The organism is Azospirillum brasilense (genome assembly GCF_003349955.1).
GTDB lineage: Bacteria > Pseudomonadota > Alphaproteobacteria > Azospirillales > Azospirillaceae > Azospirillum > Azospirillum brasilense_B.
Genome location: NZ_QLKQ01000012.1, coordinates 19,953 through 40,208, shown reverse-complemented (window position 1 = coordinate 40,208; position 20,256 = coordinate 19,953). Strand labels below are relative to the sequence as shown.

16 protein-coding genes are annotated in these 20,256 nt (G+C 69.4%); 7 read left to right on the top strand and 9 right to left on the bottom strand.

The features are described from left to right. Positions 1 to 12 precede the first annotated feature (12 nt). The 6 genes from DXK32_RS07730 to DXK32_RS07705 form a co-directional block, all read right to left on the bottom strand. Positions 13 to 495 (bottom strand): UPF0262 family protein, encoded by a 483-nt coding sequence (locus DXK32_RS07730; RefSeq protein ID WP_114857977.1) that lies wholly within the window; start codon positions 493 to 495, stop codon positions 13 to 15. Further along, positions 492 to 1,811, bottom strand: coding sequence for a histidinol dehydrogenase (gene hisD, locus DXK32_RS07725; RefSeq protein ID WP_114857976.1), 1,320 nt, complete (start codon positions 1,809 to 1,811; stop codon positions 492 to 494). Before hisD ends, DXK32_RS07730 begins: the two co-directional genes overlap by 4 nt. Then, complete coding sequence (gene hisG, locus DXK32_RS07720; RefSeq protein WP_247877033.1) at positions 1,795 to 2,529, bottom strand: ATP phosphoribosyltransferase; 735 nt, start codon at positions 2,527 to 2,529, stop codon at positions 1,795 to 1,797. The genes hisD and hisG overlap by 17 nt, the downstream gene beginning before the upstream one ends. 119 nt (positions 2,530 to 2,648) lie before the next feature. Further along, entirely contained in the window at positions 2,649 to 3,113 is a 465-nt protein-coding gene (locus DXK32_RS07715; protein ID WP_114857974.1) for a hypothetical protein, read from the bottom strand. Positions 3,114 to 3,153: 40 nt separating this feature from the next. Next, positions 3,154 to 4,446, bottom strand: a complete 1,293-nt coding sequence (locus DXK32_RS07710; protein WP_114857973.1) for a pentapeptide repeat-containing protein — start codon at positions 4,444 to 4,446, stop codon at positions 3,154 to 3,156. Positions 4,447 to 4,532: 86 nt separating this feature from the next. Continuing rightward, positions 4,533 to 6,698: a hybrid sensor histidine kinase/response regulator gene (locus tag DXK32_RS07705; RefSeq protein ID WP_114857972.1), complete on the bottom strand. Its 2,166-nt coding sequence runs from the start codon at positions 6,696 to 6,698 to the stop codon at positions 4,533 to 4,535. A gap of 571 nt (positions 6,699 to 7,269) precedes the next feature. Between DXK32_RS07705 and glgX the strand changes: the two genes are divergently transcribed. Further along, positions 7,270 to 9,555: a glycogen debranching protein GlgX gene (glgX, locus tag DXK32_RS07700; RefSeq protein WP_114857971.1), complete on the top strand. Its 2,286-nt coding sequence runs from the start codon at positions 7,270 to 7,272 to the stop codon at positions 9,553 to 9,555. Positions 9,556 to 9,727: 172 nt separating this feature from the next. Next, positions 9,728 to 9,925 carry a Nif11-like leader peptide family natural product precursor gene (locus DXK32_RS07695; protein WP_114857970.1) on the top strand — a complete coding sequence of 66 codons (198 nt, stop codon included), beginning with the start codon at positions 9,728 to 9,730 and terminating at the stop codon, positions 9,923 to 9,925. A 27-nt stretch (positions 9,926 to 9,952) separates the two neighbouring features. On the opposite strand, the gene DXK32_RS07690 is transcribed toward DXK32_RS07695, so the two are convergent. Both DXK32_RS07690 and DXK32_RS07685 read right to left on the bottom strand, forming a co-directional pair. Beyond that, positions 9,953 to 10,294: a hypothetical protein gene (locus DXK32_RS07690; RefSeq protein WP_114857969.1), complete on the bottom strand. Its 342-nt coding sequence runs from the start codon at positions 10,292 to 10,294 to the stop codon at positions 9,953 to 9,955. Positions 10,295 to 10,306: 12 nt separating this feature from the next. Beyond that, positions 10,307 to 10,585 carry a helix-turn-helix domain-containing protein gene (locus DXK32_RS07685; RefSeq protein ID WP_236778250.1) on the bottom strand — a complete coding sequence of 93 codons (279 nt, stop codon included), beginning with the start codon at positions 10,583 to 10,585 and terminating at the stop codon, positions 10,307 to 10,309. A gap of 227 nt (positions 10,586 to 10,812) precedes the next feature. Here DXK32_RS07685 and gpmA point away from each other — a divergent pair, with 227 nt between their 5' ends. Then, positions 10,813 to 11,574 carry a 2,3-diphosphoglycerate-dependent phosphoglycerate mutase gene (gene gpmA, locus DXK32_RS07680; protein WP_114857968.1) on the top strand — a complete coding sequence of 254 codons (762 nt, stop codon included), beginning with the start codon at positions 10,813 to 10,815 and terminating at the stop codon, positions 11,572 to 11,574. Between the two features lie 137 nt (positions 11,575 to 11,711). Here gpmA and DXK32_RS07675 read toward each other — a convergent pair whose 3' ends face one another. After that, complete coding sequence (locus tag DXK32_RS07675) at positions 11,712 to 13,988, bottom strand: helicase-related protein (RefSeq protein ID WP_114857967.1); 2,277 nt, start codon at positions 13,986 to 13,988, stop codon at positions 11,712 to 11,714. A 569-nt stretch (positions 13,989 to 14,557) separates the two neighbouring features. Between DXK32_RS07675 and DXK32_RS07665 the strand changes: the two genes are divergently transcribed. The 4 genes from DXK32_RS07665 to DXK32_RS07650 all read left to right on the top strand — a co-directional run bounded on the left by DXK32_RS07665 (position 14,558) and on the right by DXK32_RS07650 (position 20,171). After that, the gene (locus DXK32_RS07665) at positions 14,558 to 15,250 is read left to right on the top strand and encodes a WecB/TagA/CpsF family glycosyltransferase (protein WP_114857965.1); all 693 of its coding nucleotides are present in this window, start codon (positions 14,558 to 14,560) and stop codon (positions 15,248 to 15,250) included. 3 nt (positions 15,251 to 15,253) lie between these two features. After that, positions 15,254 to 17,620 carry a GumC family protein gene (locus DXK32_RS07660; RefSeq protein WP_244947763.1) on the top strand — a complete coding sequence of 789 codons (2,367 nt, stop codon included), beginning with the start codon at positions 15,254 to 15,256 and terminating at the stop codon, positions 17,618 to 17,620. A 187-nt stretch (positions 17,621 to 17,807) separates the two neighbouring features. After that, the gene (locus DXK32_RS07655; RefSeq protein WP_114857964.1) at positions 17,808 to 19,082 is read left to right on the top strand and encodes an endo-1,4-beta-xylanase; all 1,275 of its coding nucleotides are present in this window, start codon (positions 17,808 to 17,810) and stop codon (positions 19,080 to 19,082) included. Positions 19,083 to 19,244: 162 nt separating this feature from the next. After that, complete coding sequence (locus DXK32_RS07650) at positions 19,245 to 20,171, top strand: class I SAM-dependent methyltransferase (RefSeq protein ID WP_114857963.1); 927 nt, start codon at positions 19,245 to 19,247, stop codon at positions 20,169 to 20,171. Positions 20,172 to 20,256: the final 85 nt, after the last annotated feature.

The window sequence follows — 20,256 nt, the reverse complement described above, 5'->3', positions numbered from 1 at the left end:
CGCCCGACCCCGTCAGCCGCGGATATGGAGGACGCAGATCAGCGTGAACAGCCGACGCGCCGTCTGGAGATCCATTTCGACCTTTCCGGCCAGCCGTTCGCGCAGCATCTCCGATCCTTCGTTGTGCAGGCCGCGGCGCCCCATGTCGATCGCCTCGATCTGCGAGGGCGTGGAGCGCTTGATCGCCTGATAATAGCTTTCGCAGATCAGGAAATAGTCCCGGACGACGGAGCGGAAGCCGGTCACCGGCAGGGTGATCCTGTCCAGCGCGCTGTCGTCGTCGCGCCGGACGTCGAAGACCAGCCGGTTGTCCTCGATCGACAGATGCAGGTGGTAGGGGCCGTCGTCCGCGTGGTCGCAGGGGCAGAACTCGTTGTCCTCGAGCAGGTCGAAGATGGCAACCGCGCGCTCGTGCTCCACCTCCGGCTTGCGCCGGATCACGGTCTTTTCGTCGAGCGTCACATGGACGATGCGGCGGTTGCCCTTCGTGCTCACCCCTGACCTCCCTCCGGCAGGCGCAGCGCCACCGACAGCGCGTGCGCGTCCAGACCCTCCGACCGGGCGAGCGTCACCGCCGCCGGGCCGATCGCCGCCACGCTCTCCGCGTCGCAGGCGACGAAGGTCGTCCGCTTCATGAAATCCAGCACGTTCAGGCCCGACGAGAAGCGCGCGGAACGCGCCGTCGGCAGGACGTGGTTCGGCCCGGCGACATAGTCGCCGATGGCCTCCGGCGTGTAACGGCCGAGGAAGATGGCCCCGGCGTTGCGCACCTTCGCCGCCAGCGCGTCGGGGTCCTCCACCGCCAGCTCCAGATGCTCCGGCGCCAGACGGTCGATCAGGGCCGGCGACTCGGCCAGAAGGTCGCGCACCACGATGATGGCGCCGTGCTCCCGCCAGCTTTCCCCGGCGATGGCGGCGCGCGGCAGCGTCTCCAGATGCCGGTCCACCGCCGCCGCCACCGCGTCGGCGAAGGCCGGGTCGTCGGTGATCAGGATCGACTGGGCCGAGGTGTCGTGCTCCGCCTGGGACAGCAGGTCCATGGCGATCCAGGCCGGATCGTTCCGGTTGTCGGCGACCACCAGGATCTCCGACGGGCCGGCGATGCTGTCGATGCCGACCGTGCCGTAGACCAGCCGCTTGGCGGCGGCGACGAAGGCGTTGCCGGGGCCGACGATCTTGTCCACCGGCGCGATGGTCTCCGTGCCGTAGGCCAGGGCGGCGACGGCCTGGGCGCCGCCGATGCGGTAGATCTCGGTGATTCCGCAGCGCTTGGCGGCGGCCAGCACCAGCGGGTTGATCGCCCCGTCCGGGGTCGGCACCACCATGACGATGCGCTCGACCCCGGCGACCTTGGCCGGCAGCGCGTTCATCAGGACGGAGCTGGGGTAGGACGCCGTGCCACCCGGCACATAGAGGCCGGCGGCCCCGACCGCCGTCCAGCGGGCGCCCAGCCGCACGCCCTGGGCGTCGCGGTAGTCGGTGGTCTCCGGCACCTGAAGCCGGTGGAAGCTCTCGATGCGCTCCGCCGCGGTGTCGAGCGCGCGCAGCAGCTCATCGCTGCATCTGCCGACCGCCGCGTCCACCTCCTCCTGCGAGATGCGCAGGGTGGCGGGGGTCAGCGTCTGGCGGTCCCAGCGGGCGGTGTAATCGATCAGCGCCGCGTCGCCGCGCTTGCGGACCGCGTCGATGACGCCGGCGACCAGGGCCTGCACGTCCTCGCTGGTCTCGCGCTTGGCGTGGAGAAGCCCCTCAAAACCTTTGGCGAAACCGTCGGCGAAGCGGGGGTCCTGGGCATCAAGCCTGACGGGCATTCACAGCCTCCCGGAAGCGGTCGATCCAGCCGGAGATTTCCTCGGGCCGCGTCTTGAAGGCGGCCCGGTTGACGATGAGCCGGGAGGTGACGTCGGCGATGTGCTCGATCTCCACCAGCCCGTTGGCCTTCAGCGTCGAGCCGGTGGACACCAGATCGACGATGCGGCGGCACAGGCCGAGGGTCGGGGCAAGTTCCATGGCGCCGTTCAGTTTCACGCACTCCGCCTGCACCCCGCGCGCCGCGAAATGCTTCCTGGTGACCTCCGGGTATTTGGTCGCGACGCGCACGTGGCTCCAACGCGACGGATCGTCGCTCTCCCCCAGTTCGACCGGCTCGGCGACCGACAGGCGGCACTTTCCGATGCCGAGATCGAGCGGCGCGTAGATTTCCGGATAGTCGAATTCCATCAGCACGTCGTTGCCGGCCACGCCCAGATGGGCGGCGCCGAAGGCGACGAAGGTCGCCACGTCGAAGGACCGGACGCGGATGATGCTGAGATTCGGGATGTTGGTCGCAAAGCGCAGGAGCCGGCTGTCCGCGTCGTCGAACGCCGCTTCCGGCTCGATGCCGGCGTGGGCGAGCAACGGGCGCAGCTCCTTCAGGATGCGTCCCTTGGGCAGGGCCAGAACCAGCGGCTGACCGGCCGGCACAGTCGACGACTCATCGGCCAACGCGCTGGGCGCCGGCGCGCCAAGAGCACGGGTATCGGCGGGCAAAGAACTCTCCTCGGGCTGAACCGCTGCCCGGATATACCACATTCCGCGCCGCCGTCACGGTCTTAGGAGGCATAGTGCGGCGCGGAACGGCTGTGCCGGGCGATGGGTGGGGCGATCGGTCAGTTGGTGACCCGCCAGCTTCCGTCCGGCTGACGGCAGGCGGTGCCGTAGCCGGGCTGCGCCAGACCGCCGATCATCACCGTCGTCTGGTACTCCCGGCAGAGCTGACCGTTGCGGGCCATGTAGGCCGGGCCGGCCGGGGTGGCGGCGATGGGGGCCGGCGCGGGTTCGGTGAAAACCACCGCGGGCGGCGGGGCCGGGACGGGCGCCGGCTGCACATACACCACCGGCGGCGGGGCCGGCACCACATAGACCGGAGGCCCGTAGACCGGCGGCGGATAGCCGTGGAAATGCCGGTGGGGAGGCGGATAGTCGGGATAGACCGGCCCCCCGAAGGACAGGAACACCGACGAGCGCGCCTGCGCCGGGCCGGACGGAACCGTCAGCCCGACCACCAGCGCCAGACCGAACACCATGGTGCCGAACACCACGCCACCGCAAACCGCACCGACGCGCCCGGACATGGGACCGCACTCCCGCAAGACATCCGCAACAGATATAGCCCTAAAGCTTGAGCCCCGCCACACCGTCGAGAATGGCGCCGTCCGACAGGGCGCGGCGCTCCAGCTTCGCCCCGAACATGCGGGCGTTGGTCAGGTCCGTCTTGGTCAGGTCGCAGCCGGCCAGATTGGCGAAGGACAGGTCGGCGCCCGCGAAATTCACCTCGCGCAGACAGGCGCCGCGCAGGTCGGCGTAGCGCAGCCGCGCGCCCGACAGGTCGGACTGCATCGACCGCCGTTCGTCGAAGTAGAGCGGGCGCAGGTTGGCCTTGCGCAGGTCGGCGTTGTTCAGCTTGGCGAGCCGCAGGTTCACGCCGCGCAGGTCGCCGCCCACCAGCTTGGCGAGCCGCAGATCGCCCTTCTCCAGGACCGCGGCCTGGAGCTGGACGTTGGTCAGGTCCAGCCCGTAGAGCGTCGCCCCCACCGCCCGCAGCATGGTCAGGCAGGTGTGGGCCAGCGACGGGGCGTGCCGCAGGTCGAAGCCGGACAGGTCGAGCGCCGTTCCCTCCGCCCCGCTCGACCCGACCCAGCGGATGTGCTCGTGCAGAAGCTCGTCCAGCGGGCGCCCGAGTTCGGCGACGACGCGGCCCACCGGATCGTCGGTCAGCGCGTCCTCCATGTCGGCGTCGGCCAGCTCGGTCATCACCATGGTGGCGCCGGTCAGCACCGCGCCGCGCAGGCAGGCGCCGCGCAGGTCGGCCCCCGACAGGTCGGCCCCCTCCAGATTCGATCCGGTGAAGTTGGCACCGCGCATGGTCGCGCGCACCAGCTTGCACCCGCGCATCAGCGCGTCGGTGAAGTCGGTGTGGATGGCCATGGCCCCGGACAGCCGGGCGTTGGTCAGGTTTGCGCCGGAGAGGTCGGCCCCCGACGCCTCCGTCGGCTGGGACTCCACCTTGAGGATGCGCAGGCTGCCGTCGCGGTCCTTTTCCGCCAGCGAGCCGTCGCGCAGGTCGGCCTCGAACAGGTTGGCGCCGATCAGGATGGAGCCGCGCAGGCAGGCGCCGCGCAGGTCCGCCTTGATCAGGCTGGCGTTCTCCAGGTTGGCCAGCCGCAGGTCGGTGGCGAACATCGACGCGCAGTCCAGCCGCGCCCCGGCCAGATTGGCGCCGCGCAGGCTGGCCCCGACGAAGTCGGCGTGGGCGAGGTCACGCCCCGCGAGGTCGAGCCCGTTCAGGTCGAAAAAGGACAGCGTCGCCCGCGCCCCGCCGATGCGGGCGTTCCGAAACATCTCGTGCCGGCGCACCACCGCGTCGAGCTGGACCTGATCCAGACGGGTGAGAGGACGCTGCTGCATGGCCGTGTTCGCCTCCGATCACGGTTTCAGAGTACCCTTTGCGGTCTTCACGAATGATTAATGCAGCCCTCATTACGGCCGTCCCCTCAGGCCGCGGACGGCTGACGGAGCGGCTGGCGCTCCGTCCCCAGGGCGTTCAGCGCGTCGCGCAGGACGTCGGGGGTGACGGGCTTGTGCAACAGGCGGCAGCCGGCGGCGACCGCCTCGCGGATGCGTTCGGGGGCGGTGTCACCGGTCAGGATGATGCCGGGAATGGGACGCCCCTGCTGCTCCGCCGCGCGGGCGATCGTCTCGGCGCCGGTCAGCGGCCCCGGCAGTCGGAAGTCCGAGAGGATGACGTCCGGACAGCGCGGCGCCGCGCGCAGCGTCGCCAGCGCCGCCGGCCCGTCCGCCGCCACCAGGATGTCGTGCCCCCAGCTTTCCAGCAGCAGTTGCATCCCGGCGCTCTGCACCGGGTCGTCCTCCACGATCAGGATCAGGCGGGTGTCGGAACCCTCCGCCCGGCCGGCGGGAGCCGGGGACACCGTGTCCGTCCGCGATTCGCTGGCCGCCAGCGGAACCATGATCGAGAAGACCGACCCCTGGCCGGGGCGCGAGCGGACCTCCACCGCGTGGCCCAGCAGCGCGGCCTTGCGGCGCACCTTGGGAAGCCCCAGCCCCAGGCCGCGGCGACGGTCGCGCTCCGGGTTGCCCAACTGCACGAAGTCCTCGAAGATGGCGTCCAGATGCTCCGCCGCGATGCCGGACCCGGTGTCCCACACCTCGATGCGCAGCCATTGGCCGCGCCGCCGGCAGCCGACCACGACGCCGCCCGCGGGCGTGTAGGCGATGGCGTTGCGCAGCAGGTCGCCCAGCATCCGGGTCAGCAGGGTGGCGTCGGTGCGCACCATGGCGGCGCAGCCGCGCACCCGCAGATCCAGCGTCTTGTCCGCCGCCAAGCCCCGGAACTCCGCCGCCACGCCGTCCAGGACGGTGGCGACCGGCACGTCGGCGATGTTCGGGCGGACCACCCCGGCGTCCAGCGTGGCGACCTCCAGCAGCGCGTGCAGCAGCTTCTCCCCGCTGTCCAGCGCCTCGCCCATCTTCTCGGCGATCGACCGCTCGCGCGATTCCTTGAGCCGCTCCATCAGCAGATGATGGAACAGGCGCAGCGCCTGGAAGGGCTGGCGCAGGTCGTGGTTGGCCGCCGACAGGAAGCGGGCCTTGGCCTGGTTGGCGCGCTCCTTCTCGGCCAGGGCGCGGACGAGCTTCTGGTTGAGGGAGCGCAGGTCGGCGGTGCGCTCCTCCACCCGCTGCTCCAGCCGGGCGTTGGCGTCGCGCAGCGCGTCGCGGGCCGCCGCCTCGCGCCGCAGGCTGGCCCAGCCGAGCGACGCCAGCCCGAACAGCGCGAGGACGCTGACACCGACCATCGTGAATCCATGCTGCAGGCGGCCGCTCCACGGCTCCAGAACGACGCTGCGCGGCAGTGCGACCGCCGCCACCGCCGGGAAGTCGCGCATCCGCTTCAGGCCGATGACCACGCCGTCCCCGCCGACCGTCCAGTCGCCCTCGCCGCCCTCCTCCCCCGGCTCCAGCGCGGGGAGCGGGCCGATCCCGGCGCCGTCGCCTCCGATGCCGGCCAGCCGCGTGCCGTCCAGACGGAACAGCCCGGCGACGCTGTGCCGCCCGTCGCTGAACACGTCGAGCACCGTGTGCAGGCTTGAGGAGGGAAGCGCGAGCAGGATCGCCCCCTCCAAAATGCCCTCGCCCGCCCCCCCGCGCCTAAGGATGCGGCGGACCATCAGGATGGAATCGAGCCCGTCCACCTGTCCGTGCAGAAGCTCCAGGCCGCCCTCCGCCCCTCGAAACAGGCTGGCGATGCCGCCGTCGGGTATGCCGCCGTCGGGGTGGATCGAGGGGCCGAACACCGTGTTGCCGCCGGCGTCCAGGATCGACAGCGCGCCGAACCGCGACGCCGCCAGCGCCTCGCCCAACGCGTGGTCGGGAAGCGACGCCATGCCGCCCGCCTCCAACCGGTCGGCCACCCGCGCCAGGGCGGCGGCACCGCCGTCCAGCACCGCGTCGGCGTGGCCTTCGAGGAAAGCCGCGGCCTGCCGGGTGCCGCGTTCGGCGCGGTCGAGCGTGCTGACGTAATCGACCAGAGACAGCGCACCCCAGGCCACGCCGCCGAGCAGCGTCATCACCAGGACGATGGTCGCCAGGATGGCCTTCGGGTGGAAGTTCAGCAGGGCGTTGACCGAGAGCCGGATCATGGGCGGGGGCGTCTTGGTAAGGCGGAACGGAGAGGGCGTCGCCGGCCCGCCGGATGCACGATGCCGCAGGTCACCGGCGAAGCCTGTGCCTGGAGCGATGATCGATGGATGGGCAAGACACTCAATGGTTCGCGGGTCGCCGGGCAGGAAATCGCGTCTGGGTCGAAAAGGCCGGAGAGGAATGGCGACCGGACCTGCTCCTCATTGATCTTCCTGCGTCTTCCGCCCTAAAGACCCGGCGGCGGCATGGAAAGGCGAAAGTTGTCATTTGCGTTATATCCGCCTCCTCAGCCTTTCATCGAGAAGCCCCCGGACATCCCCCAGAAGTTTATTTGCCTTTATTGTCTGGAACCGATGATAGCATGCGATAGTTATCGGCGCGACTCGCCATGACGACTATGACCATGCTCATACAGGACCCATTCTTTGGGTGAAGGGTTGCAAAAGCGGTTCGGCCGTGGGTGGGGGCTCCGGCATTCATCGGAAATTGTGCCGATGACGGGATCACCGGGGCGGTCTGCGCGTTCCTGTGCTGCTTCATGCCGCAACGCGCCCACACGAGGTTCAAACCGTGAAGAAGCCGCCGTTCGCTCCTAAGGTTTTCCGCCAGTCCCGCATCCGGGAAGGTCTTCCCTACCCTCTCGGCGCCACATGGGACGGGCTGGGCGTCAACTTCGCGCTGTTTTCCGCCAACGCCACCAAGGTGGAGTTGTGCCTGTTCGACCAGGAGGGACGCCGCGAGCTGGAACGGATCGAGCTGCCCGAATACACCGACGAGGTGTGGCACGGCTACCTGCCGGACGCCCGGCCCGGCACCGTCTACGGATACCGCGTGCACGGGCCGTATGAGCCCAAGGCGGGCCACCGCTTCAACCCGAACAAGCTGCTGCTCGACCCCTACGCCAAGCACATGGTCGGGCCGCTTCGCTGGTCGGATGCGCATTTCGGCTACCGCGTCGGCTCACCGCGCGGCGACCTGTCCTTCGACCGGCGCGACAGCGCCCCCGGCATGCCGAAATGCGTGGTGATCGACCCGGCCTTCACCTGGGGCCATGACCGGCACCCGGCGATCCCCTGGGAAAAGTCGATCTTCTACGAGACCCATGTGCGCGGCTACACCATGCGGCACCCGGCGGTGCCGCCGCAGTACCGCGGCACCTTCGCCGGCCTCGCCCAGCAGGAGGTGGTGGAGTACATCCGCTCGCTGGGCGTCACGGCGGTGGAGCTTCTGCCGGTCCACGCCTTCGTGGACGACCGCTATCTTTTGGAAAAGGGGCTGCGGAACTACTGGGGTTACAACAGCATCTCCTTCTTCGCGCCCGATCCGCGCTACATGGCGACCGGCGCGATCCACGAGTTCAAGGAGATGGTCGCCCGCCTGCACGACGCCGGGATCGAAGTGATCCTCGACGTCGTCTACAACCACACCGCCGAAGGCAACGAGATGGGGCCGACGCTGTCCTTCAAGGGCATCGACAACGCCTCCTACTACCGGCTGGCGCCCGACCCGCGCTACTACATCAACGACACCGGCACGGGCAACACGCTGAACCTCGTGCATGCGCGCGTCCTGCAGATGGTCACCGACAGCCTGCGCTACTGGGTGACCGAGATGCATGTGGACGGCTTCCGCTTCGACCTCGCCACCATCCTGGCGCGCGAGACCTACGGCTTCGACCACAGCGGCGGCTTCCTCGACGCCTGCCGCCAGGACCCGGTGCTGTCGCGCGTCAAGCTGATCGCCGAGCCGTGGGACTGCGGCCCCGGCGGCTATCAGGTCGGCGGCTTCCCGCCGGGCTGGGCGGAGTGGAACGACAAGTTCCGCGACACCGTGCGCTCCTACTGGAAGGGCGACGAGGGCAAGCTGCCCGAACTGGCGACCCGCATGGCCGCCTCGGCGGACATGTTCAACCGGCGGGGCCGCAAGCCCTGGGCCAGCGTCAACTTCGTCACCGCCCATGACGGCTTCACCCTGCACGACCTCGTCGCCTACAACGACAAGCACAACGACGCGAACGGCGAGGACAACCGCGACGGCCATTCGCACAACATCTCCTGGAACCACGGGGCGGAGGGGCCGACCGACGATCCGGAGATCAACGCCCTGCGCTTCCGCCAGATGCGCAACCTGCTGGCCACGCTGCTGCTGTCCCAAGGCACGCCGATGATCCTGGCCGGCGACGAGTTCGCCCGCAGCCAGAACGGCAACAACAACGCCTATTGCCAGGACAACGAGATCAGCTGGATCGACTGGGAGGGCGTCAGCGACGAGGGCTGGGCGCTGACCGACTTCGTCCGCCACCTGATCGGGCTGCGGCAGAGCCATCCGCTGCTGCGGCGCGGGCGTTTCTTCACCGGCGCCTACAACCCCGACCTGGAGGTCAAGGACCTCACCTGGATCACCCCCGCCGGCGAGGAGAAGACGACCGAGCAATGGCAGGACCCGATGGCGCGCTGCCTGGGCATGTTGCTCGACGGGCGGGCCCAGGCCACCGGCATCAAGAAGGCGGCGTCGGACGCCACGCTGCTGCTGATCATCAACGCCTACCACGACGTGGTGCCCTTCAAGCTGCCGGAGGTCGCCGGCGGCAGCCGCTGGCTGACCCTGGTCGACACCACCGAGCCCGACCGGCTGGAAGTCGCCACCGCCCAGACCGGCGACGAGATCCCGGTCAACGGGCGGTCGCTGCTGCTGTTCGAACTGATGCCCGACCGCCGGTCCGATGTCGGGCTGAAAGCCGCCGCACGGGCGCTGCGCGCCGCCTCCGGACCGGGCGAACCGGTGGCGGCGATCACGCCGGAAGGCATCGCGTCGGGCTCAAGCCCCGCCGAGACGGCGCAGCAGCCGGGCGAGTGACCGCCCGACCCCGATCGTCTTGGGATAGCGAACGGTGCGGCAGGACGCCGCACCGTTCGTCCCGTCTTTTATATACAATTTTAGGCAAATAGCCGATATCAAGATGACGGACTGTCCGCATCGCTCCATTGCTTGTGTCTGCAACGCCGCAACGGCATCAGGAGGTCTGGGCATGTGTCATGGCGACTACATCCGATTCCTGGTTGCGGTCGAGGCCGACCCCGCCCTGCGCGCGGCGCTGCGGCGGGCATCCCGCGGTCTGCTGACCCTGGGCGATCTGGTGGATTTCGCCGCCGGTCACGGTTACCGCTTCACCGAGTCGGACATTCCCCTGGCCGTCGCCCGGTCCGGCGGCGGCGGAACCGATTGATTCGGCCGGAGGCGACCAAAGGGGCGATCACGGGGGCGGCGCCGTCGTGTTGCAACTGCCGCGGACCGTCATCATGAGCCCGTCATCGGACGGGAAGATGTCCTTCTCGGCGTCGCGCGGGATGGGAATTTTCTGGCGGCGGCAGAACAGCAGGAGGATGCCGAGCGTCTTGCTGGGCGCGAAGGCGACGTCCCGCACCTTCGCCGCCCCCTGCTGCACCATGACCACCACGCCTCCGTCCGATTTCGGAACGACGGAGGCGATCAGGCCCAACGGAAGATCGGTCTGATTCGGCACCTTCTGGTACCAGCCGAAGGCTTTCTTGAGGGCCGAGTTCGTGAAGACAAGGTGACGCGTTTCGAAAATCATTCCGGACCAGTTTCAGGCCCGGCCGCCCTCCAGTTCCGGGTTCAACCGGAACGTGATCGCACGCCCCAGTTTGGAATCCCGCAGAAGGATCTGCTTGGTCTCCAGCAGCTTGATGGCCCGGTTGACGTTGGGCCGCTGCATGCCGAGCGCGTCAGCCAGTTCGGACTGGAGCACCGGCACGGGACGGTCGAAGTGGAGCCGCCGGCTCAGGTAGGTGAACACACGAAGCGCCTCCAGGGTGATGTCCCGATCGGTCGAAACGGTCCTGGAGAGGAGGTCATGATGCTGCATGGCGGCCTCGGAACGCAAGTTGGCTCGGCGTCGCAGTCCGGCTGCGCAACGCGCCGGGCGTATAATGTCGCCTGCTCCGCAGGTTACCCCGCATTTGTTGTCCGAATGTGTCTTGTGCGTTTCGAAATTGACACAAAGCTGCGCCATTTGTGACGCCTTGGCCGGAACCCTTCCCCCGTCCTCCCGTTCCCGGAAGGAGCAACCGTCACGTGAGGAGGAGGGAACCCATGCATCGGCTCGTGCTGCTGCGGCATGGTCAGAGCGTCTGGAACCGCTCGGACCTGTTCACCGGCTGGACCGACGTCGATCTGACCGAACAGGGGGTGGCCGAGACCCGTCACGCCGCCGGCCTGTTGAAGCAGGCCGGATTCGATTTCGACGTCGCCTTCACCTCCGTCCTGAAGCGGGCGATCAAGACGCTCGACATCGTGCTGGAGGAGATGGACCGGATGTGGCTGCCGGTGCACAAGCACTGGCGCCTGAACGAGCGCCATTACGGCGCGCTCCAGGGGCTGAACAAGACGGAGACGGCGGCCCGCCACGGCGCCGATCAGGTTTTCCTGTGGCGGCGGAGCTGGGACGTCCCGCCCCCGCCGGTCGAGCCCGAGGACCCGTGCTCCGCGGTGTCGGACCGGCGCTACGCCGGGCTTGGCCGGGCGAACCTGCCGCGCGGCGAAAGCCTGAAGGACACCACGGAGCGGGTGATCCCCTTCTGGGAGGAGGGCATCTGCCCGGCCCTGCGGCTGGGCGCGCGGGTGCTGGTGTCGGCCCACGGCAACAGCCTGCGCGGCCTCGTGAAGCATCTCGACAAGGTACCCGACCAGGACATCCCGCTGTTCGAGATCCCGACCAGCCGCCCGCTGGTCTACGAGCTTGGCGCCGATCTGGTGCCGCTGCGCCGCTATTTCCTGACCGAGGGTGGCGGCACGGAGGAAATCACCTGGACCCGCCGGGAGGACGGCGGTCAGAGCGGAACCGCGGCCGCGTGAGGGCTCGGAACCCCCTCTCCCCTCTGGGGAGAGGGTTGGGGTGAGGGGGTTGCGCTTGCGCCGGACCTGCCGCCACGCACAACCCCCTCACCCGGCCCTTCGGGCCACCCTCTCCCCAGAGGGGAGAGGGACGAACCTCACCCTCCGGCCGGCCGTCGCCCACGGTGCCCCGCCCCGCCCTTGCCACGCTTGCGGCCGGGCAGCGGGTGGTGGAATTGCGGGTGTCCACCCTCCGCCGGGGCCGCCCCCTTGTCCGGGCCGCGCCCCCCGTCGGGACGGCGCCCGCGCCGCTCGCCGTGCCGCTCGCCCTGCCGCTCCTCGACCCGACCGGCGTAGCAGCTGTCGCAGACCCGGAAGCGGTGGTTGGCCTTCAGCCGCGTGCCGCAGACCGGGCAGGCGCGGGCCAGCGAGCGTTCGGCCAGCGTCCGCTCGATGAAGGCGTTCAGCATGGCCCGGCGCTCCTGGCACAGGTCCATGTCCGGATAGGCGTCGGGGAAGCGGTAGGCCAGCCACGCGTAGGCGGTCAGCTCCTTCACCGCGCGTTCCGCCTTCTCCAGCTCCACGTCGGTGCCGACGCGGTGATGGAACCGCTCGGCGGCGTCGGGGGCGGAGTTGCGGATCCCCTTGCCCTGGTTGGTCGCCCACAGCGCCAGAAGGCGCAAATTGTTCTGGTCGCGCACGTCGATGGGGCAGCGCGCCAGCATGTCGCGCTCCGCCAGCGGCAGCTTCGCCCGGTCCACGGCCGTGGCGGCCTGGATGCGCTGCTCCAGGTCGGTCATGCGGAAGGTCTGGTTGGCGCGCAGCAGCTCCTGCCCCGCCGTGCGCAGCACCTTGGCGAGGCTGTCGGTGTCCAGCTCGCGCGCGATGGCCTCGACGTGGGTCAGGTTGGGGCTGATCCAGGCGCGCGGGTCCTCCGGCGGCACCGGCGGGGTGGTCAGCGCCCGGCGCACCGGGTTGATGTTCTCGCCCTCCAGCACCGCGACGCGGCCTTCCTCGTGCATGCCGAAGCGTCCCGCCCGTCCGCCGATCTGGCGGATTTCGGAGGAGTTCAGGTCACGCTCCTCCCGACCGTCGTACTTGCGGGTGGTCGACAAGACGACGCGGGCGACCGGCAGGTTCAGCCCCATGCCGATGGCGTCGGTCGCCACCAGCACGTCCGCCGTGCCGTCGCGGAAGCGCCGCGCCTCGGCCCGCCGCACCTCCGGCGACAGGGCGCCGTAGATCACCGCCACCGTGTGATCGCGGGCCAGCAGCTCGCGCCGCAGCCCCATCACGTCCTTGCGCGAGAAGGCGATCACCGCGTCGCCGCGGCGCACATTCTCCAGCGGCACCCGCTCCTCCTGCACGCGCAGCGGCGACTTGCGGGTGAACTCCACGACCTCCAGCTCCTCCCCCAGCGCGGTGGCGAGGCGCTGCACGTAGGGGATGGCGTCGGCGGAGCCGGTCATCAGGATTTCCGGGGCGGCCACGCCGGCCACCGCCTGGGTCCAGGCCCAGCCGCGGTCGGGATCGCCGATCATCTGGATCTCGTCGATGACGCAGGCGCCCCAGACCTTGGAGGTGTTGACCATTTCGATGGTCGAGGAGGTGAAGGAGGCGCCGGGCCGCACGTCGCGCTCCTCGCCGGTGACGAGACTGCAGGCCCGCCCGCGCGTCTCCAGCGCCTCCTGCCCCTCCAGCGCCAGCAGGCGCAGCGGGGCGAGGTAGCAGCCGCTCGGCGCCTCGGCCAGCCGGTCCATGGCGGCGTGGGTCTTGCCGGAGTTGGTCGGGCCGACGAACAGCCGCAGCTTGCGCACCATGGCGCGGGCCGTGGCGAAGCTGTCGAGATAGACGCCGAGGCCGGAGGCGTTCTCCAACCGCTCCCGCCGGACCTTCAGGCCGGCGCGGGCGGCGGCGGTGGAAAAGGCCTCCTCCAGCGCGTCCAGCAGGGTTTGCAGGCGCGGGATGCGGCCGCCGAAGCCGATCACCCGGCCCAGTTCGTCGGCGAAGCCCTTGGGCCGCCACGCCTCGCCGAAGCCGTTGGCGCGCTGCGCCATGGAGGCGAACCAGCCGTCCACCCGGCCGCGCGCCTTCTCGATGGCGGCGGAGGACAGGCATGCCGCCTTGACCCGCTTGCCCAGCGCCTTGGCCTGGGGACGGCCGAAGCCCTCCTCCGCGGTCATCAGGCCCCACAGCTCCGCCTCGATGTCGGGCAGCGGGCCGAGCGCCACGCGGAAGCGCAGCTTCAGCTTCCGGTCGGTTCCGGGAACGACCACCTCGTGGACGACGGCGACCGACCAGCGGGCCGGGGTGCTGTCGGCGTCCACCTCGATCCCGTCGCCGCGCACCACAGCGGCGATGGCGCGCAGCGCGTCGCGGCGGTCGAATTCGTCAGCGGTGCCGGCTTGGCGGGGGGTGGTCTCGTCGTTGCTCATGAACTGGTCTTCTTCCATCGCCGGCCCCGGAGAGATCGGCACAAGAAATCAAGGGACTGGCCGAGGGCTGGTCGGGGTCTGGCGGTCTTGGGGGGCTTCGCCGGGTCTCGAACAGTGACGCGCCGCGGGGCGGACGCCCACCCCCTCTTCCGCACACCGGTGCCCCACGGGCGTACCTATATGGTCGGAGCCATAGGATAGGGCAAGCCGATTCAGGGGTTCCCCCGGCGTGGCCGGGCTAATTCGCCTGAACTTCCCCCTCTCCCATCCCACCGCTGCGAAAAAGGGGCGGTGCCGGCCACATCATTCCCTGTTGTCCGGCGGTCGTGTCGAAAGGGGTACCCGGTAACGGTCTTACCGGCTGCCACCAATCGAAAGTGTTAGCAAGCAATATCGTCTTACTGCACCGCAAACCATCGGGCATCATCGTTCCAGAGACAACGTAACCGTCGTCGCTTCGCAGATTTGGTTAGGAGATGTGCATGCCGACCCCTCGTGACGTCCTGGCACTGATCGAGAGAATACGGTGTATTTCTTGCGAGGACGAGCGCCATGCATTGATAAAGACATTGTCAGCCGTCGAGCGTCCGACCATCCTGTCGTTCCTCAACGCTCACGGCGTGAACCTCTGCGCGGGGTCCTCCGCCGCGTGGTCGGCCTTCCGCGCCTCCGACGTCCTGTTGCGGGACGGGGTGGCGCTGGAGACGGCCCTGCCCTGGCTCGACCAGCCGGTCGGGCTGAACATGAACGGCACCGACTTCATCCCGCTTCTCCTCCGCAACCTGTCGCCCCGTCGGGTCGCCGTCTACGGCACCGCGGCGCCCTGGCTGGACGAGGGGATCGAGCGGCTGAAGGAGCGGACCCCGCACGACTATGTCGATGCCCAGCACGGGTTCCATTCCGTGGAGCATTACATCGCCCGTGCGCGGGAGATTGAGCCCGACGTCATCATCCTGGCCATGGGCATGCCCCGCCAGGAGGAGGTCGCGGCCCAGCTCAAGCGCGCGCTGGATCATAAGGTGCTGATCGTCAACGGCGGCGCCATCATCGATTTCCTCGCCGGGCGCTTCACCCGGGCCCCCGCCGCCATCCAGCGCATCGGGCTGGAATGGGCGTTCCGGCTGGTCCAGGAGCCCCGCCGCCTGTTTCGCCGCTATTGCGTCGGCGCTTTCGGCTTCGCCCACACCGTCATGCTTATGCGCCGTGCCGCCATGCGTTCGTCCAGCGCCCCCGCACCAGCGCCCATGCATAAGGAGCTTTGAGACGTGGAAAATCTGCCCCAAGTCAATCATGGCGGCCACCACGGCGGTCCACCGGCTCCGGTTCCGGCATGGCCCGCCGCCCCCGGCCCGTCCCGGCGCAGCGAGTTCGAATCCCAGACCCCGTCCATGGGTCCCGACTTCCGCTTCATCCTGCGCGTGCTGGGCAGCCACAAGTGGCTGATCGCGGCCATCGTGGTGGTGCTGACCGGCCTGTCGGCCCTGGGCGTCTCCACGCTCAAGGACCAGTACACCTCCGAAGCCCTTCTGCTGGTGGACAACCGGCAGGTCCGCGTCGTCCGCGAGGTCGAGCAGGTGGTGGGCGCGATCCCCACCGAGGACGCGGCGATCCTGAGCGAGATCGAGATCCTGAAGTCGCCCCAGGTGCTGAACCAGGTGGTGAACGATCTCCAGCTCGCCCAGCATCCGGAATTCAACCCGCCGGCGCAGGAGGACGAGACGCTTCCGCTCGTCGAGCGCGCGGTGGCCTACGGCCGCGACCTCGCCGGGCGCTTCTGGGAGGGCACCCCGCCGGCCCCGGTCGCCTGGCTGCTGAGCCACGGTGACGAGGTGGCGCAGGACATCCGGGCGCGCGAGGCGCACGCGGCGCTGGGCAACGACCAGATCATCGCGCGCATCCACCGCAAGCTGGACGTCGCCATCGTCGGCCGGTCGCGCGTGATCCAGGTGCGCTTCACCTCCAAGGAGCCGCAGCTGAGCCGCGACGTGGTGGACGGCATCGTCCGCCGCTACATGGAAACCCGCCAGCAGATGGACCGCGACCTGTCGACCAGCGCGATCTCCTGGCTGCAGGACCGCATCGTCCTGCTGCGCAAGGAGGTGGCCGAGGCCGACGCCAAGGTCGAGGAAGCCCGCGTCAAGGGCGGCCTGCTGAAGGGCGGCACCGGCCTGATGGCCCAGAACGAGCTTGAGCAGACCCGCCTGCGCCTGAGCGAGGCCTCGGCCATCCGCGCCCGCTCGGTCGCCCAGGCCGACACGCTGGAGCGCAATCTGAAGGCCGGCAACTGGAACGCCATCGGCGGCAGCATCGCCTCCCCGGTCGTCGCCCAGCTCCGCGCCACGGTCGCCGCCATCTCCACGGAAATGGCCCAGCTCTCCCGCCAGTACGGCCCGAAGCACCCGCGCATCGTCGAGCTGCAGGGCCGCCTGAACGAGGCGAACTCCTCGCTCCAGCAGGAAATCCGCCGCGAGATCAACGGCGTCCGCGAGGCCGCCCAGGTCGCGGTCGAGCAGGAGACCGCGCTCCGCTCCATGATCACCCGCATGGAGGGCAGCTACGCCACCATGCAGGAGCAGGCCATCCCGCTGCGCACCCTGGAATCCGAGGCGACCGCCAAGCGCCAGCTTCTCGACAGCCTGCTGGGCCGTCTGGAAGAGGTGGAGGCCCAGAAGGACAGCCGCGCCTTCCCGGCCGCCGTCAAGCTGGTCTCCGCGCCGCAGGTGCCGCACGAGCCGTCGGGTCCCTTCCGCGTCCTCCTGCTGCTGGCCGGCTTCGTCGCCGCCCTCGCCCTGGCCATCTTCAGCGTCTTCGGCCTGGAGCTTCTCCAGCGCCGCATCCACACCCCGGACGCCGTGCGCCGCATCCTAGGCGTCGGCACCGTCCACATCGTGCCGCACCACAGCGACCGCGGGGCCAAGGGCCGGCTCTACAAGATCTTCCAGCGCCACCCCTTCTCGCTGTTCAGCGAATCCCTGCGCGCCCTGTTCCGGAACCATCTGTCGGATCTCGGCCCGGTCGGTGCGCTGGCGGTGACCTCGGCCCGCCCGCAGGACGGCAAGACCTCGCTGACGCTCGCCGTCGCCCAGGTCGCCAGCCAGGCCGGCCGCCGGGTGGTGGTGGTGGACACCGACTTCCGCCGCTCCCGCATGGAAGGGCTGTTCGACCTGTCCACCAAGAAGGGCCTGTCGGACTGGATCGCCGGTGACGCCACGCTGGACGAGATCGTCCACACCTCCGACGACGTGCCCTTCGCCATGGTTCCGGCGGGCAAGCTGAACCCGATGACGCTGGACCGCTTCAACGTCGACAGCCTGGTGCAGCTGATGGCCGGCCTGTCGCCCAGCTTCGATCTGGTGGTGTTCGACACCGCCCCGGCGCTGGCCGTGTCGGACGCCCGCATCGTCTGCGGCGCCGCCTCCAAGGTGCTCTTCGTCACCCGCTGGGGCCACACCACGGCGAGCGACCTGGACGCGGTGGCCGACCTGGGTCCGATCGACCACAGCAAGTTCGTCTGCGTGATGACCGACGTGAACCTGAAGAAGGCGGCCAGCAAGGGCTACCAGGGTCCGTACAACAGCTACGTCGCCACCCGGAAATACTACGGCGACCAGACCCTGCGCGCCGCGCCGTAAGCGACGTCTCCTTCACCTCTGCCCGCATAGCCCTCTCCCCTCCGGGGAGAGGGTGGCCCGGAGGGCCGGTGAGGGGGTTGTGCTTGTGAGGGACGTTCCGACACGCACAACCCCCTCACCCTAACCCTCTCCCCAGGGGGGAGAGGGAATTTTCATTTCCCATCAAACCACACGAGGCCCGAAGCCCATGGCCCAGACCTCGCCAAAAGCCACCTCGCCAAAAGCCACCTCGCCGAAAACCCTCTCCTTCACGCGCCGGGACGCGCTGCGCGCCGCCGCCGCGGCCGCGGTTCTGGCCAGCTGCAAGGCCGCCGCCGGCCCCGCCGTCGCCGAGGCGGCGTCCGTTGCCGCGGTGCCCAACCCCACCCTGCGCGACGCCTGCCGGGCCGCCGGCATCCTCCATGGCGCCGCCCGCGACCATCTGATCGAGCCGGAAGACCCCATGCTCGACACGCTGATGGCGCGGGAATGCGACGTGGTGACGCCCGAGAACGGCGGCAAATGGGCCGTCTTCCAGCCACAGGAAGGCAATTTCGACTGGGGCCGCTTCGACGCCGGGGTGGAGCTGGCCCGCCGCATCGGCGCCAAGCCGAACTGGCACTGCGCCCTGTGGCAGCACATGGGCATGCCCGACTACATGACGCTGCCGGCGAGCCGCCAGCGCGCGCTGGGCATCGGCGAGAGCGCGTACTTCTCGGCGAACGGCACGCTGTCCGAGGAGAATTACTGGCCGCGCTTCACCGCCATGGTCGCGGCGGTCAAGCAGCGCTACGGCGACAATTTCTACCGCATCGACGTGATGAACGAGGCCTTCTTCTGGGAGACCGAGCGCAGCCACCCGCAGGAGCAGGACCGTTACGGCTTCCGCAAGGGCATGTGGTGGGTGGTGGCCGGCGGCGCCAAGGGACCGGACTGGCTCGATCCCTTCTTCCACCACATCCGCGCGGCATTCCCCTCCGCCAAGGTGGTCATCAACGAGTTCGGCATCGAGATCGACGAGGGCTGGCAGCAGCGCAAGCGCGCCTACTTCCAGACCTGGCTGACCGACGCGGTCAAGCGCGGCGTGCCGATCGACGGGGTGGGGCTGCAAAGCCACCTGATGGCCGGCAAGCCCTACGACCGCGAGGGCATGAAGGGCTTCCTGCGGGCCATGGACCGGCTGGGCCTGCCCATCCACGTCACCGAGTTCGACGTGAACGAGAAGCACCTGCCGCGCTCCTGGTCGCGGGCGGAGAAGGACCGCGCCATGGCCTTCCTGGCCGGGCAGTATCTGGGCGACATCGCCGGGAACGCCCGGCTGGCCGAGCTGTGCTGGTGGCACCTGCGCTCCGACCTGAATTACATCTCCCGGGAGATGCCGGAGTTGAAGCCCCATCCCTCCCCCTACGACGCGGCGTCGCGCCCGCTGCCGCTGTACGAGGCGTCGGTGCAGGCGCTGCGTGGGCGCAACCGGTCCGGATAAGTGCCGGTCGGGGCGAATCCGTCCGGCAGGCGGCGCGGTACCCCTTCCGGCCCCGCTACCCCGCCCGATCGCGCGGCCCGCTCCGCCGTCCGCGCCTGTAAGGATTTCCGACAGCGACCTTAGATTAGCGGAACAGCAGCGTTTCTCCCAACGAGGTGATCTGTGGACACGTTGACGTCGGATGAGCTGGTCGCCCGCTACAAGCGGAAGTTCGGTCTGGCCCCGAACTACCCCCTCAGCGAAACCATGGTCCGCCAGCATTGGGACCTGGAACGCCAGCTCGCCCGCGAGCTGCTGGACTCCCGCCGCGAAGAGCGCTGGACGGTGTTCGAGCGGAACTACACCACCCTCTACAGCGCGTGCCCCTGGCTGAACGACGCGGTGGACACCGCGGCCCAGAACGATGAGCTGGACTTCCGCCACTTCCTGACGCTGCTCAAGGGTGCGCGGGACGTCTACGAGGTCGGGTCGGGCAAGGGCCGGCTGCTCAGCTATCTCGCCCGCCACGGCCACCGCTGCGTCGCCACCGAGATCACCCGCGAGCGCGGCGAGCGCTGGACGGACGAGCGCTCCAACGTGACGTGGCGCTGCTGCGACGGCGTGAACCTCGCCGAGTTCGAGCCGCGCAGCCATTACGACGCCGTCGTCTCCACCCACGTCATCGAGCATCTCCACCCCGAGGACGTGTCCGTGCACCTGTCCAACGTGCACGCCATCCTCAAGCCGGGCGGCCGCTACGTGCTCAGCATGCCGCACAAGCACGCCGGGCCGATGGACCTGTCGGAGGTCTTCGGGCTGGACGAGCCGATCTGCATGCATCTGCGCGAATACACCTGGAGCGAGACCGAGCGCGCGCTGCGCGAGGCCGGCTTCGCCCGGATGGAGGCGGTCTACATCGCCCCCATGGCGGTCCGCCGGCGCATGCACATCCATGGGTCCGGGCGCGGGTACCTCGCCTACGTGAAGGCGGTGGAATCCTTCATGGGGGCGATGCCGTTAACCCTGCGACGCAAGCTCGGGAAGCTCGGCCAGCTCTACCTGTTCCGCCCGGAGGTCTTCATGGTGGCTCACAAAGGTCACGAGGGCTGAGACGGCGGATTTTGGAAACCTTTCTGTAACAAGACTTTACACTTCTCCCTCCCCGTGGCCGCAAGGCCCCACTGTGGCGCGGAAA